The organism is Nonlabens sp. MB-3u-79 (genome assembly GCF_002831625.1).
Classification (GTDB): Bacteria; Bacteroidota; Bacteroidia; order Flavobacteriales; family Flavobacteriaceae; genus Nonlabens.
The window spans coordinates 2166578-2180599 of record NZ_CP025116.1; the positions used below are offsets into that span (position 1 = coordinate 2166578).

Sequence of the window (14022 nt, forward strand, 5' to 3'; positions counted from 1 at the left end):
ATCTTCATTTTTGTTTGTGGAAATATAAAGTTCGCTTACATTTGCAACCGCTTTCAGAAATGGAGTAAGTTCTTTAAAATTTAGGAGAGGTGCCAGAGTGGTAATGGAGCAGTTTGCTAAACTGTCGACGGGCAACCGTCGCCAGGGTTCGAGTCCCTGTCTCTCCGCAACTTAACCCTTTTAATATCTGAAAAAGTATTAATTTTAAAGGTTAAAAATCAGTTCCCGAACTGATATAAAAAAAATCGGGGTGTAGCGTAGCCCGGTCATCGCGCCTGCTTTGGGAGCAGGAGGTCGCAGGTTCGAATCCTGCCACCCCGACTAAAAGTTATATTGCTTTTACAAACCGTTTTCATTTTATTATGAAGACGGTTTTTTTATTTTACATTCTAAGCATACTGCCTAAAATGTTTTTGTAATTCTTACGACAGGATTAAATGGAGTACGTCTCCTTGTTCTACTCGCCTCTCTTTTTAAGATTTATAAGATCATTATCTCGTTTTCGCGAAAGCGAAATACTCACCATCTATATGATATTTAAGAATTGTTTGCTATTTCAAAAGAAGCATTTAATGTAAATTGCAGTGAAATAATTAGTTCAATGCAAAGAGATCTTCAAAACTTACGTAAATCTTACGAAAAGGATGCCTTACTGGAAAAAAACCTACCAGAAACCCCTTATCATTTATTTGATACCTGGTTTCAGGAAGCCAAATCATCTATAGAAGTTGATGAGGCAAATGCGATGAGTCTTTGTACTCTAGGTGTTGATGGTTTTCCTAAATCACGTATCGTACTCTTAAAGGAGGTTCTAGAAGGGAAGTTTTTGTTTTATTCCAATTATACTTCAGAAAAAGGAGTTGCTATGGAAGCCTATGATAAAGTAAGTCTTCATTTTTTTTGGCCGTCATTAGAACGTCAGATTATAATTAAGGGAAATGTAAAAAAGGTCTCTAGAGAAAAGTCCTTAGATTATTTTCATTCTAGACCACGAGGCAGCCAGATTGGGGCATGGACCAGCAATCAAAGTAGCGCTATTATGTCACGTGAAAAATTAGAGGAACAGCTACGTCATTTTGAAGATAAATTTAAAGATCAAAACATACCATTACCAGAATTTTGGGGTGGATATGACTGTGATCCTGTGAGTTTTGAATTTTGGCAAGGAAGACCTAATAGACTTCACGATCGTATTTTGTTTGAATTAGAAAATGACCGTTGGACTTTTAAAAGATTACAACCTTAATGAAGCGATTAATAGTTATAAGGCACGGTAAATCAACTTGGGAACTTCAGGTGAGAGATCACGATCGCGTATTGACACAACGTGGTATTGACGATGCTCATCTTATAGGTGAAGCATTAAAAGATTTGGATTTAAATCCAGATCAAATATGGACCAGTACTGCGGCGAGAGCAATGCAAACAGCGACTTTAGTTAGTGAGTACATCAACTACAGTCTTTCAAAACTCGAGCTTAAAAGAGAATTATACACCTTTAGTAGTGATGAATTGATAAGTGTCATCTCTACTGCACAGGACGCCGTAGAAACCCTCGTTATCTTTAGTCATAACCACGGAATAACAGATCTTGTCAATGATTTGGGAAGCACTAGATTTGACAATGTGCCTACCACAGGAGTTGTAGCTATAGATTTTGATTCCAACTCTTGGTCTTCTCTAGGTAAAGGCATTACTAAATTTCATTTTTTTCCTAAATTGCTAAAATGAGTAAATATTATAATAGAGACTTGAGCTGGTTGCGATTTAACGCAAGAGTATTACAAGAAGCAAGCGATAAAAATGTGCCGCTTATTGAGCGCTTGAGATTTTTAGGGATTTTTTCAAATAATTTGGATGAATTTTTTAAAGTTCGCTATGCGACCATACAGCGCATTCAAAGAGCTGGAAAGAACGCTACCAAATCTTTAGGAGGAATCAGTGCAGAAGATTTGTTACAGGAAATCAATCAAATGGTTATCGTTGATCAAGCTCATAGTTTTAACGTACTAGCAGAGCTGGAAGATGAACTCAAAAAAGAAAATATCAGTCTGGTAGATGAGACAGAAGTGCTTTCTGAACATGAAGACTTTATAAGAAACTACTTTAATGAAAAAATAAGTCCAGCGATAGGTACCATAATGATTAACGATGAGGTAGATTTCCCACATTTGAGAGATGGGTACGGTTACCTCGCTGTGCGTATGCTCATGACCGATAACAGTATCAGGTACGCCCTTATAGAGAAGCCTAAGTATTTGAATAGATTTGTAGTCTTACCTCAAATAGATGGTGATCAAAGGCAATACATCATTCTCATTGATGACTTGATCAGACACCGTATGCATTATATCTTCAATATTTTTGATTATAAGGAAATTGAAGCACACATGATTAAGGTGACATTAGATGCAGAGCTGGATATGGAACTGGACCTTAAGAAAAGTCTATTAGAAAAAATACGTCGTAGTGTTCACGATCGTAAGGATGGAGATCCAGTGCGATTTGTTTACGACCGCCATATTCATAAAGATACGTTACATCTTATCATGAAGAAATTACAAATTGATAACCACGATAGTATTATTCCAGGGGGGAGGTATCACAACAGAAGAGATTACTTGAAGTTTCCCAGTCTAGGAAGAACAGATTTACTCTATGAAAAACTACCGGCCTTACCTATTAAAGATGTAAAAATTAGAGGTTCTCTTTTAGAACGAATAGCGAAAAAAGACATCCTTCAATACACGCCTTACCACACATTTGCTAATACCATTAAGTTTTTAAGAGAAGCGGCTCTTGATCCTCAAGTGAGGACCATTAAAATAACTATTTATAGACTGGCTGAAATATCGCAAATAGCAGGGTCATTGATTAACGCTGTAAAAAACGGAAAAAAGGTTACTGTTTCTATAGAGCTACAAGCTAGGTTTGATGAGCAAGCCAATATCAATTATGCAGAGTTAATGCAGGAAGAAGGTATTCATATGATATTTGGGGTTCCAGGACTGAAAGTACATTGTAAAGCTTGTTGTATCACTCGTGAAGAAGAGGGTAAAATTGTGAGATACGGTTTTATATCCACAGGTAATTTTAATGAATCCACCGCTGGGATTTACACCGACTATACCTTGTTTACAGCAAATCGCAAGATTTTGAAAGAAGTGGAGCGAGTCTTTGATTTCTTTGAAGTCAATTACCGTCAGCATCGATATAAACACCTACTCGTTTCTCCTAATTACCTCAGAAATGGAATTGAACGATTAGTTCGTCGAGAGATCGCTTTCGCGAAAGCGGGAAAATTTGCAAAAATGCGTATCAAAGTAAATTCTTTCTCAGATTTTAAAATGATCGATTTATTCTATGAGGCCTCTAATGCAGGTGTTCAAATAGAATTGATCGTGAGAGGAATTTGCTGTCTTGTTCCAGGTGTGAAAGGAATGAGTGAGAATATTAAGGTGATAAGTATTGTCGACCGATTTTTAGAGCATCCTCGGGTGTATAGATTTTATAATCAAGGGCAAAACGACCTCTATATATCTAGTGCAGATTTTATGGGACGTAATCTAGATAGCCGTGTAGAAATTGCTTGTCCTATATACGATGAAGATATCAAGGCCGAGATTATAGCCACCATGGATATATGTTGGAGTGATAATGTGAAAGCAAGAGAAATATGTGGCGAACAACTTAATAATTATGTGGTTAACGATGCACCAGCAGTAAGATCTCAATATGCCACATATGAGTTTTATAAAAATCAAATCACAAAGTAATGGCATTTGAAATAAGAAAATATGGAGCTATCGATATAGGGACTAATGCTATTAGATTGCTAATTGCAACCATAACTTTATATAATGATGAGCCACCAGTTTTTAAAAAAACAAGCCTGATTAGGGTGCCGGTAAGACTAGGTCAGGATGTATTTACTACAGGTAATATTTCCAAAGAAAATATTTCTCGTATGATAGATGCTATGAAATCCTATCAGTTATTAATGGGCGTTCACAAAGTGAAATCTTATAAGGCTTATGCTACTAGTGCCATGCGAGAAGCAAAGAACGGTAAAGATGTCGTAGCACTCATTGAAAAGGAATCTGGAATTCATATAGATATCATTGACGGGTCTCACGAAGCGGCTATTATCGCAATGACAGATTTACATGCAGTGATTGATGAAAGTAAAGTATTCCTCTATGTAGATGTAGGTGGCGGTAGTACTGAGTTTACCCTATTTGCATACGGTAAAGAAATCGTATCCAGATCTTTTAAAATAGGAACGGTACGATTGATTAATGATATGGTCAACAAAACACTTTGGGATGAGGCTCAGCAGTGGATCAAAGAGGTGACAGCTCCTTACGAGCGCATTGATTTAATAGGTTCTGGTGGTAACATTAATAACATCTTTAAAAGTAGTGGTAAAGCGATAGGTAAGCCGCTCTCTTACTTTTATTTGGCTAATTACTACGAGCAACTACAAAATTATAATTATGAAGAGCGAGTGTACCACCTGAACTTGAATCACGATAGGGCAGATGTTATTATACCCGCTTGTCGTATCTATTTAAGAGCTATGAAGTGGAGCAGAGCTAAAAACATATATGTTCCTAAGATAGGTCTGACTGATGGTATTATTAAATCCATATACAATACCGACAAAGGATAATAGTATAGGGTTTTAATGGACACCCTTTCGTGGAGCCCTACTTTACATTTAGGTCCTTGTTATATAAAAGACAACGCTACGATAGTTATGAAAAAACTTTTACTCTTTGTATTTATAGTTTCGTGCACAACTATGATGCATGCTCAAGCTTCTGGTGCTAGTTCTTATGGTTTCCGTTTTGGAGTAAATTACTCTTCATTATCTGGTGATGTTGTATCTGCTGACTATAATAGTAGAATAGGTTTACACGCTAATTTCTTAGCTGAAATTCCTTTGAATACTATTTTTTATTTACAACCAGAAATAGGCCTCTCGGCTTTGGGTGTGAATGAAAACGAAATAGGATTAGACAATGGTGATATAGTACCATTAAAGACCAACTGGTTGCAAGTAGCTGTTCTCGCTCATTTAAAAATAGGTCATCGTGCTTTTGTTCTCGTTGGTCCACAAGCTGGTGTCAACGTCACTGAAAGAGATCAAAATGACTATTACAACTATGATTTTGATGCAGTTGTAGGCATTGGTTATAGGATTAACGAAAACTTAGGTGTAGACCTGCGTTACGGTTATGGGCTTTCTAATGTTTTTGATAAAGAATTTGCAACTGTGTCTGATGCGAGCAATAGGTGGTTGCAATTAGGAGTTGCTTATAAGTTATAAATACCGCTTCCATTTATATACAAAAAAGCCTCTTATAAAGAGGCTTTTTATGTTTAGTATATTTTCTTAGTATTAAAAATCTAAATCAAAGGTTCTTCTCAATAGGTCAACAGCAGGGTTTTTCTCTACTAGTTTTGTGAACTTATCTTGGTCTGTATAAACATATTTTTTAGTAACGCTTTTATCTACTGCTATTTCAAAGTCTATAAGGTAGTTGTTCAACTCTCGTTTTAAGTATACTAGGATTTGCCCTTGTGATTTCTCGAGATCTTCCTTCATGGATTTGTTAGGAAAACGCAACATCACCGTGGTACCTCTAAGAATAGGTTGGTCTGCATTGATGATACTGGCTAGAATAAGCTGTCCTCTTTCTTTAAGATGTTCTACATATTTGGCCCATACCAGGCTTAATTGCTCTTGAGTAAACACTTCCTCTGGCAGTTGATGTTGTGCTACTTTTTTACCTTGTTGTTGAGCTATATGAGTGTTTTTCTCCTCTATTCCTTGGATAGAAAGGCCACTTATCTTTTTCTTGCTTTTATCAAGTAAAGCTTTTCGTTTCTCTTCAAGAGATGCTGATATCGCAGGAGTTGGTATTTCGGTAGCGACCTCTTCCTCTTTTTCTTCCAGTTTCTCTTCTCCACCTGAAGGGTTTGCTGCATTTTCAGGAGTATCATAAGTAGTGGAATCCTCCTGTACTTGAGGACTTGTTTCCTGCATAACTATTTCCACCTCTTTCTTTTCTTCCTTTACTTTAGGAGAAGTAGGTAAAGAAGAAAGGCTTGGGTTTACAGTAGTGTGTTCAAATTGGACTGCCGGTATGATGTACTTTACATCATTTTTTTTTTCTCCATCAGAAGTGATGGAGGCAAGTTGCATAAGAGTTAATTCTATCAGAAGCCGCTGGTTGCGACTGGATCGATAATTAAAATCGGCTTGATTTGCTATTTCTATACATTGTCTTAAAAAAGGAAGGTCTACTTTTTTAGATTGTTCTAAGTACTTTGCTTTTGTTTTTTCTCCTACTTCTAGTAGTGCAATGGTACGCTCATCTTTACCAACCATCAGGTCTCTAAAATGAGAAGCCAGACCGCTTACAAAGTGCTGTCCGTCAAAACCTTTTGCCATGATCACATCATAGTCCACTAACAATTGCGGGATGTTATTTTCCAGCAATAAATCAGTCATATTAAAGTAAGTATCCCTATCAAGAACATTTAAATTTTCGGTAACAGCTTCTACAGTGAGCTCTTTTCCGGAAAAACTGACCACACGGTCAAAAATGGAAAGGGAATCCCTTAAGGCACCATCAGCTTTTTGAGCAATAATCTGTAGGGCATCTTCCTCAGCATTGATCCCTTCCTTTATAGATATGCGTTTTAAATGCTCGCGCATAGCGCTCACTGTAATGCGTTTAAAGTCAAATATTTGACAACGGGAAAGTATCGTTGGAATAATTTTATGCTTCTCTGTTGTTGCAAGAATAAAGATCGCATGTGCAGGCGGTTCTTCTAGAGTTTTAAGAAAGGCATTAAAGGCCGCATTAGAAAGCATGTGTACCTCATCAATAATATAAATCTTGTATTTACCTACTTGTGGAGGGATACGCACTTGGTCTACAATACTTCTTATCTGGTCTACACCATTATTAGAAGCGGCATCTAATTCAAAAATATTAAAGGCAAAATCCTCATCTGCATCATAATCACCACTTTCATGGTTGATCTTTTTTGCAAGAATTCGGGCACAAGTTGTTTTTCCAACACCTCTAGGACCTGTAAACAGTAGCGCTTGCGCTAGGTGATTGCTTTTTATTGCATTCTCCAGCGTCTTTGTAATAGCGCCTTGACCTACGACATCTTCAAAGGTTTCAGGACGGTATTTTCTAGCCGATACTATAAATGGTTCCATATGTCAAAGATACTTTTCTATGATCTTTTAGATCGGCTTTCTAAGCCTATAATTTCTGTGAATTATCAACATTTATTAACTAGTTTTGTGGCTTAGCAGGTCGCCTTATCGATCTTGCGCAAGCGAGGTAGGAAAGTCCGGACACCATAGGATAACATAGCGGCTAACGGCCGTCGTTTTGTTTTCGCTTTCGCGAAAGCGAGATAGGACTAGTGCAACAGAAAGTATGTACAGATAATGCTGTAGTGAAACCAGGTAAACTCTATGTGGTGAAATGTCGCGTAAATCAGAGCTTGAGCGCGATCCGCGCGATTCTGAAGGGTAGGCAGTTAGAGATAACGAGCAATCGTTATACTAGATAAATGATAAGGTGCTTGAGTAATTAGGTAACAGAATCCGGCTTATAGACCTGCTATTTTTTATTCCATCCCAACAAATAAATCGATCATATGATCAGACCGCTTTTTCCCCAAAAATAGGAAAAGGTCGGTAGGCATAATAGTGTAAAACTTCTTCTATAGCTATTTTAAGAGCCTTATTGATCGGTAGTATGATGTTTCCTAAATGAAAATCGATTTGATTTAATTGCATGTAATAGGTCGAAAAGATAGGAACAGATAATCCTTTAGAAAGAGCTTCTAGGTTAGAGTTATAAGCGTCCGTCTGGCCTTCTTTGATGATTTTACAAGTTGCTAGTCTCAATTTGCCATATTTATCGGTACTGGCAGCACTTCCAAATAACCTACAGATCAAACCTCGGTATTTATAATTGCTACAACTTCCTTGATCAATGATGGATAAGGGTTTGTAAATCATACAAGTGGAGCTGTTTTTTTTCTTTAGTTTAAGGAGTGTGTTTTCTGCTTCCCCATTTAAAAATAAATGAAAGGCCCATGGTAAAAACTCTAAAGGAGAAGCTTCTACATCTGGATAGGTGCAACATTTACCACAACCAGAAACACAACTCATTCCTGATACTTTGGCAAAGGCAGTAGTTTCTTGCTCTAATTGGTGAAAAAGATCTTCTACCAATTGTACTTTGCGCTCTATGGACATTTTTTAAGGAAAGATAATCTTATTAAAGCCTTAGTGTATAATTATGATACTATTTTTTAGTGGGTTTATTTGATTTGGATGAACTCACCAATCAGTGCAACCAGCTAACGATTATATTTCAAGCTTGCTGATCTATGGATCAATTAATAACTGTTTCAAAGGCGGTAATTAAAGCCCTTATTCATAGCATAAACCTTAATAGTGCAGATAGTGCACTATTAAATCACATTATAAATTATCAATCCACCTAATAAAAAAGCAAATGGAGCTAAAAGTTGCCAGTATAAGGGCTGGAGTATATCAGCGGCTTTCATGGAAAAATGATGATGTTTGATTCTTGGAATCATATACAATACTAACGAAGTCAATAGCATGAACCACCCCAGAACTTTAAATGCAATAGGCAATTTTGAAAAGTCACCATACATGATCATGGCTATAGCAGGAATCAATCGCAGTGTAATCTCTGTATAGTTGATCCAGTTGGTGCTTCCGGCTTTTCGTAATGTAGCTCTTGCTTTTTTAGGAGCAAAAAGCATCAGAAACCCAGCTATAATAATAATAACTCCGAAGACTAAGATGATATATTTTGCTGTGCTTACTAGCATCACCTTTAGGATTTATAGTTAATATATTTTCACTCTTCTTCACTACTAGGACCTTCAAAAAAGCTAAAAACCGTACCGCCATAACGCCGCTCGTTATCAAAATGTTCATGAGTAGCTAGTGAGGTGTGTTTAGAATGTTCTATAATAAGAATTCCATCTTCGGCAAGAAGCTCGTTAGCATACACGAAGTTTGGGATTTTTAGAAACTCTTCTTCTTCCAGCGCATAAGGTGGGTCAGCAAAGATGATGTCGTACTTGCCTTTGTGTTTTTCTAGAAACTTAAATACATCTGCCTTTATGGTATCTATAGGAAAATCCAATTCTTCTGCCATTTTTTTTATAAAAGCGATGCAAGGATAATGTTGATCTACCGCAATTACACTTCCAGCACCACGACTGCAAAATTCATAAGACATATTGCCACTACCAGCAAAAAGCTCCAGCATTTTGATATCGTGAATATGAATCTTATGACGCAATATATTGAATAATGCCTCTTTAGACATATCGGTAGTAGGTCGTACAGGCAAGTTTTTGGGAGCCGATATACGTCGGCCTTTGTGCTTTCCAGATATTATACGCATAAGATTTGTTCTAAATAGTTAGGGTAGTCTTCTATATAACTTACATAACGCACGTAAGTGTATAAAAGATCAAATAATTCTTCTTCTTGTTGCTCTGCACACAAGATCATTTTCATGGTCTCTGGATCGAGATCATTATGATGTGTGGTAAACATCGTGTAATATAAAATATCTTCTATGGCATCATGAGGGAAAAGATTTTGTGCCACGAGCTTTCCGTTTTTAAAAATAGTCAGATAAAAATGACTTTTTTTAATGTCTAGATATACCTGTGGTTGCAGCGTTGTTAGCTCCTTATCTCTCAACTCAAGAATACGAGAGCTGTAATGAAAATACTCATAGCTGCCAAAGCGATCAAAGAAGTAGTTATTGATATTAGCATAGGCAATGTACACTGTATGTATGTCTAGATCTCCCAGATTTTTGTCCACACTCAAGACATCTGTTTCTAATATTCTCGCATTGTATTTGAGATAATCTACCGCGTGGTCTTCACTGTATAAAGCTGCCGGGACGCTGGTAAATATATTGTGGTGGTAGAACAAGGTAGCTTTCGCGAAAGCGGAATCTAAAAAAGCCTCTTCCTTAAAACAATCCTCCATAGACTGCAAAATTTCTATAGGGTTTGCTGGGTGCTTAAACTCCTTATGCAACGAATTTAAGATTCCTGTTGCATCATAGGTATAAAAAGAAAGTCCATCCTGATGAATCAGAACGGACAGTTTCTTTATGGAGTCGTTAGGACTATTTTTCGTTGAGTGCATACTGTCTTGGCCAGTTTCCACTAGTAGTAATTTCCTCAAGGCTACCAACAAAAAGAGTTGGGCCATCAATACCTTCTACACTTTTCATTTCTAACTCTTCTTTTACAAGTCTTTCTGGCTGGTCAAAGAGAATATCTTTCTTTTGTGCCACAGCGCGGAAAACAGGAATTCTGTTTTCTTTATCGATGACAACATCGGTCTTTAATTCTATAGAACCAGGAGCACCTTTGATAGTGTATTTCAATAGTTGAGAAACATCTACTTTACTAAACAGGGAATCTTTAACTGATGTAAAGCCTAAAGTATCTGTAAGCGTTATTTCTTTTTTGTATCCGTTAGGATCATCAGCACGAAGTCTAAATTTGATGTTGCGCTCTTCATCGATAATCGTACTATCACGTTTTTGAGTTAAAGCAAATTTTGCGGTGTCTATAAAACGAGATAATTTATCAATATCATCACTATAAGCACCTGTAATGGACTTGTGAGCATTTTGTGCTTCTCTTAAGAGTATCAATTGAGCTACTACTTCTTTGTAACGTTCTTCTTTTGCTGCTTCAAACTTCACGGGCTCTTCAATAGATTTATACAGCTTGTATCCAAAAAAAACACTGATGCCTAACAACACAACAATTATAATTGGGTGTAGTTTTTTAGGGATCTTGTTAATGAATATCGCTAAGAGAACAAGGACTATAAGACCTAAAACAACTGCTATAATTAAATTGACCATATTTGAAGGGTTTAATGTTATTTTTTAACGCTAACAAATCTACAATTTTTTTTCACTCGTCCTAGCCTGAGATATAAAATTTGAGTTAAGTTTATACTCAGTTTTCCACAATTGCCAATGACTCCACAAGAATTTTACAAAGTACTCCTATTAGAGTTCCCTTTTAAGCCTACAAATGAGCAAGATAGGGCCTTAGAGTCCTTAGCCGATTTTATTATAGATACAAATAAAGATAGGCTTTTTATGCTGCGCGGTTATGCAGGAACCGGGAAAACTACCTTAATAAGTACTATTGTTAAGAGTATTTGGAATTTAAAAATGAGCTGTGTGTTGCTAGCCCCTACCGGTAGAGCAGCAAAAGTGATCAGTAATTATTCCAATAAACAAGCGGCCACGATTCACAGAGAAATTTATTATCCAAAAAGTCAAGGAAATGGTGGTGTGCAGTTTACTTTAAAGCAAAACAAACACCGGAATGCGCTTTTTGTGGTAGATGAAGCATCAATGATTCCTGATGTGGCTGCAGATAATAAAATGTTTGGGGGGAATGGTTCTCTTCTAGATGATCTTATTGAATATGTTTATAGCGGTGTCAATTGTAAGTTGATGATTATAGGAGACACCGCACAACTACCTCCGGTAAAGCTTGATGTTTCTCCAGCGCTGGACAGTCAGTTGATTGAACAACGTTATTTAAAAGAAGTCACAGAGATCGAATTAGACGAGGTAAAACGCCAAAGCGAGAACTCGGGAATCCTGCTCAATGCTACAGGAATACGAAATCATATATTACATCAGGAATTTGATTTTAAATTTGATGTAGAGAATTTTACCGATATCAACAGACTTATAGATGGTTATGAAATCTTGGATGCTATCAATAGCGCCTATGATTTTCATGGTCATGAAGAAACCGCGATTATCGTGCGTTCTAATAAAAGGGCCAACTTGTACAACCAGCAAATAAGATCGCGCATCTTGTTTAACGAGAATGAGCTCTCACCAGGAGATTACCTCATGGTAGTAAAGAACAACTACCACTGGCTAGAGCCATCAAGTGACGCAGGGTTTATTGCTAATGGCGATATCGTAGAAGTGCTGGAAATATTTGGCTTTAAAAACATCTACGGTTTTCATTTTGCAGAAGTTAAAGTCAGAATGGTCGATTATCCTAAAATGAAAGAATTTGAAACAGTACTCTTAATGGATACCCTCACTTCGGAAACACCTTCCTTAACATATGATGAGAGTAATAAACTCTATCAAGAAGTGCGTATGGATTATTTAAAACTACCCAAATACAAACAGTATAAGGAGATCAAAGAGAATCCGTTTTTTAACGCCTTGCAGGTCAAGTTCTCCTATGCTATTACCTGTCATAAATCACAAGGAGGGCAGTGGGAGAACGTGATTGTAGAGCAACCTTATTTACCTGAAGGACCTAATAAAGGCTATTTAAGATGGTTGTATACGGCAATTACTCGTGCTAAAACTAATTTGTATCTCATAGGTTTTAAAGACGATCATTTTATAGAACGCTAGTTCCTGTTTGCCCTTATTTTAAGTATTTTTCTTGGAATAGGACTTGCCACAAGTGCAGGTTTTAGAGTGTTTATACCGCTGGCGTTTGTTCTAGCAGTAACTTAACTGCTGGTGGATTAGGCAACCCAGTAGTAAGCAACGTAGAAGCAGGTTTTTCTAGTGCATTATTATTTTGTCCGCTGCTTTTTAACCCTTTGCTATCATAGCGGTGCTTTTCCTATTGAATGGAATGCGAAAGTGATACAAGACAATGTTCAAGAAGAAGAAGGAAAATGTTGTGGTTGGGTAGTTCCGCTTTCGCGAAAGCGAAACGAAAGACTAAATTTATTTAAAGCCCCCCTTTTTTAAAGCTAGAAATGCGAGATAGTATATTCCTTCAGAAAAGGAACCTATAGTCATTGAGGATGATGTTATCTCGCGATATTGTTTGGGATTCATGGTGCTCTGCATTATTAGGATTGATCATTTTAATTTGTGTTTTGCCATTAGTAATCAGGATCAAGACAGAGGCTGTTGCATCTAGAATTTTAATACACAAAATTGATCATTTGTTTTACGGTATACATAGCAGAGCACATCAAACTTCTATCAAGTTCCATAACGCTAACTAATGCTGCGTCATTTTTGAAACGACCGCTGCTAGAAATACATTTGTACATTTTAGGAGAGAAAATGGTTTTGATGTAAAAGAATCAGATAGAAGATTACCTTTGTTATCGCCTAATTATTAGAGATGAAAAAAATAGCGGTTATTCCAGCACGTTTTGAAGCCAGTAGATTTCCTGGAAAACTCATGAAAGATCTTTGTGGGAAGTCAGTGATCTTGCGAACTTATGAAGCAGCTTTACACACCGGTCTTTTTGACCAAGTTCTTGTTGCGACAGATAGTACAGTGATCTATGATGAGATCATTAATAATGGGGGAGAAGCAGTAATGAGCCGCAGAGATCACCAAACAGGAAGTGATCGCATCGCAGAAGCGGTGGAGAATTATGAAGCAGACGTGGTCATTAACGTTCAAGGTGATGAGCCATTTACCAATCAAGCCGATCTTAAAAAGCTTATTGAAGTATTTGAAAATGATCCTAGGAAAGAAATTTCCTTAGCTTCTTTAATGCACGAAATCAAGGATCAAGAAGATATTCAAAATCCCAATAATGTAAAAGTGATTACAGACTTGAGTGGTCATGCCTTGTATTTTTCACGTTCGATTATTCCATTTCCTAGGGACGAGAACGTTAAGCAACCCGTTTTTAAACACATAGGGATTTATGCTTTTAGAAAAGAGGCTTTATTAGATTTTTATCATCAATCCCCGACACCATTAGAGTTGTCAGAAAAGATTGAGTGTATACGGTACCTGGAGCATGGTAAGAAAATTAAAATGATTGCTACAGATCACCTTAGTATAGGAATTGACACAGCACAAGACTTAGAGAAAGCAGTTGTCCAATGGAAGCAACTGTATAATTGATAATAAAAAAGGCTCTTA

At 36.9% G+C, this 14022-nt stretch carries 13 protein-coding genes, 2 tRNA genes and 1 other RNA gene; 10 read left to right on the forward strand and 6 right to left on the reverse strand.

The features are described from left to right. Positions 1–83 precede the first annotated feature (83 nt). The 7 genes from CW736_RS09575 (at position 84) to CW736_RS09605 (ending at position 5332) form a co-directional block, all read left to right on the forward strand. Positions 84–167 (forward strand) — tRNA-Ser (locus tag CW736_RS09575). A 79-nt stretch (positions 168–246) separates the two neighbouring features. Next, positions 247–321: transfer RNA gene (locus CW736_RS09580), tRNA-Pro, on the forward strand. 280 nt (positions 322–601) lie between these two features. Continuing rightward, entirely contained in the window at positions 602–1246 is a 645-nt protein-coding gene (pdxH, locus tag CW736_RS09585; protein WP_101013736.1) for a pyridoxamine 5'-phosphate oxidase, read from the forward strand. After that, positions 1246–1731: a SixA phosphatase family protein gene (locus CW736_RS09590; RefSeq protein ID WP_101013737.1), complete on the forward strand. Its 486-nt coding sequence runs from the start codon at positions 1246–1248 to the stop codon at positions 1729–1731. The genes pdxH and CW736_RS09590 overlap by 1 nt, the downstream gene beginning before the upstream one ends. Continuing rightward, positions 1728–3776 (forward strand): polyphosphate kinase 1, encoded by a 2049-nt coding sequence (ppk1, locus tag CW736_RS09595; RefSeq protein WP_101013738.1) that lies wholly within the window; start codon positions 1728–1730, stop codon positions 3774–3776. The genes CW736_RS09590 and ppk1 overlap by 4 nt, the downstream gene beginning before the upstream one ends. Continuing rightward, the gene (locus CW736_RS09600) at positions 3776–4672 is read left to right on the forward strand and encodes a Ppx/GppA phosphatase family protein (RefSeq protein WP_101013739.1); all 897 of its coding nucleotides are present in this window, start codon (positions 3776–3778) and stop codon (positions 4670–4672) included. Before ppk1 ends, CW736_RS09600 begins: the two co-directional genes overlap by 1 nt. Before the next feature lie 87 nt (positions 4673–4759). Continuing rightward, a complete protein-coding gene (locus CW736_RS09605) occupies positions 4760–5332 on the forward strand; it encodes a porin family protein (RefSeq protein WP_157810924.1) in 573 nt (190 codons plus the stop codon). A 72-nt stretch (positions 5333–5404) separates the two neighbouring features. Here the strand turns inward: CW736_RS09605 and CW736_RS09610 are convergent, their stop codons facing one another. Continuing rightward, positions 5405–7243: a DNA polymerase III subunit gamma/tau gene (locus CW736_RS09610; RefSeq protein WP_101013741.1), complete on the reverse strand. Its 1839-nt coding sequence runs from the start codon at positions 7241–7243 to the stop codon at positions 5405–5407. Positions 7244–7335: 92 nt separating this feature from the next. Between CW736_RS09610 and rnpB the strand changes: the two genes are divergently transcribed. Then, an RNA gene (gene rnpB / locus CW736_RS09615) (RNase P RNA component class A) lies at positions 7336–7663 on the forward strand. Positions 7664–7696: 33 nt separating this feature from the next. On the opposite strand, the gene CW736_RS09620 is transcribed toward rnpB, so the two are convergent. The 5 genes from CW736_RS09620 to CW736_RS09640 all read right to left on the reverse strand — a co-directional run bounded on the left by CW736_RS09620 (position 7697) and on the right by CW736_RS09640 (position 10988). Beyond that, positions 7697–8299 carry a YkgJ family cysteine cluster protein gene (locus CW736_RS09620; protein WP_101013742.1) on the reverse strand — a complete coding sequence of 201 codons (603 nt, stop codon included), beginning with the start codon at positions 8297–8299 and terminating at the stop codon, positions 7697–7699. A 218-nt stretch (positions 8300–8517) separates the two neighbouring features. Continuing rightward, positions 8518–8907, reverse strand: a complete 390-nt coding sequence (locus tag CW736_RS09625) for a hypothetical protein (RefSeq protein ID WP_101013743.1) — start codon at positions 8905–8907, stop codon at positions 8518–8520. 29 nt (positions 8908–8936) lie between these two features. Then, on the reverse strand, positions 8937–9491 hold the full coding sequence (gene rsmD, locus CW736_RS09630) for a 16S rRNA (guanine(966)-N(2))-methyltransferase RsmD (RefSeq protein WP_101013744.1): 555 nt from the start codon (positions 9489–9491) through the stop codon (positions 8937–8939). Continuing rightward, positions 9482–10255 (reverse strand): DUF3822 family protein, encoded by a 774-nt coding sequence (locus tag CW736_RS09635; protein ID WP_101013745.1) that lies wholly within the window; start codon positions 10253–10255, stop codon positions 9482–9484. Before CW736_RS09635 ends, rsmD begins: the two co-directional genes overlap by 10 nt. Continuing rightward, positions 10236–10988, reverse strand: a complete 753-nt coding sequence (locus tag CW736_RS09640) for a hypothetical protein (RefSeq protein WP_232735337.1) — start codon at positions 10986–10988, stop codon at positions 10236–10238. The genes CW736_RS09635 and CW736_RS09640 overlap by 20 nt, the downstream gene beginning before the upstream one ends. Positions 10989–11105: 117 nt before the next feature. On the opposite strand from CW736_RS09640, the gene CW736_RS09645 reads away from it, so the two are divergent. Together CW736_RS09645 and kdsB are read left to right on the forward strand one after the other, a co-directional pair. Continuing rightward, on the forward strand, positions 11106–12530 hold the full coding sequence (locus tag CW736_RS09645; protein WP_101013746.1) for an ATP-dependent RecD-like DNA helicase: 1425 nt from the start codon (positions 11106–11108) through the stop codon (positions 12528–12530). A gap of 733 nt (positions 12531–13263) precedes the next feature. Beyond that, positions 13264–14004, forward strand: a complete 741-nt coding sequence (gene kdsB / locus CW736_RS09655) for a 3-deoxy-manno-octulosonate cytidylyltransferase (RefSeq protein WP_101013747.1) — start codon at positions 13264–13266, stop codon at positions 14002–14004. Positions 14005–14022: the final 18 nt, after the last annotated feature.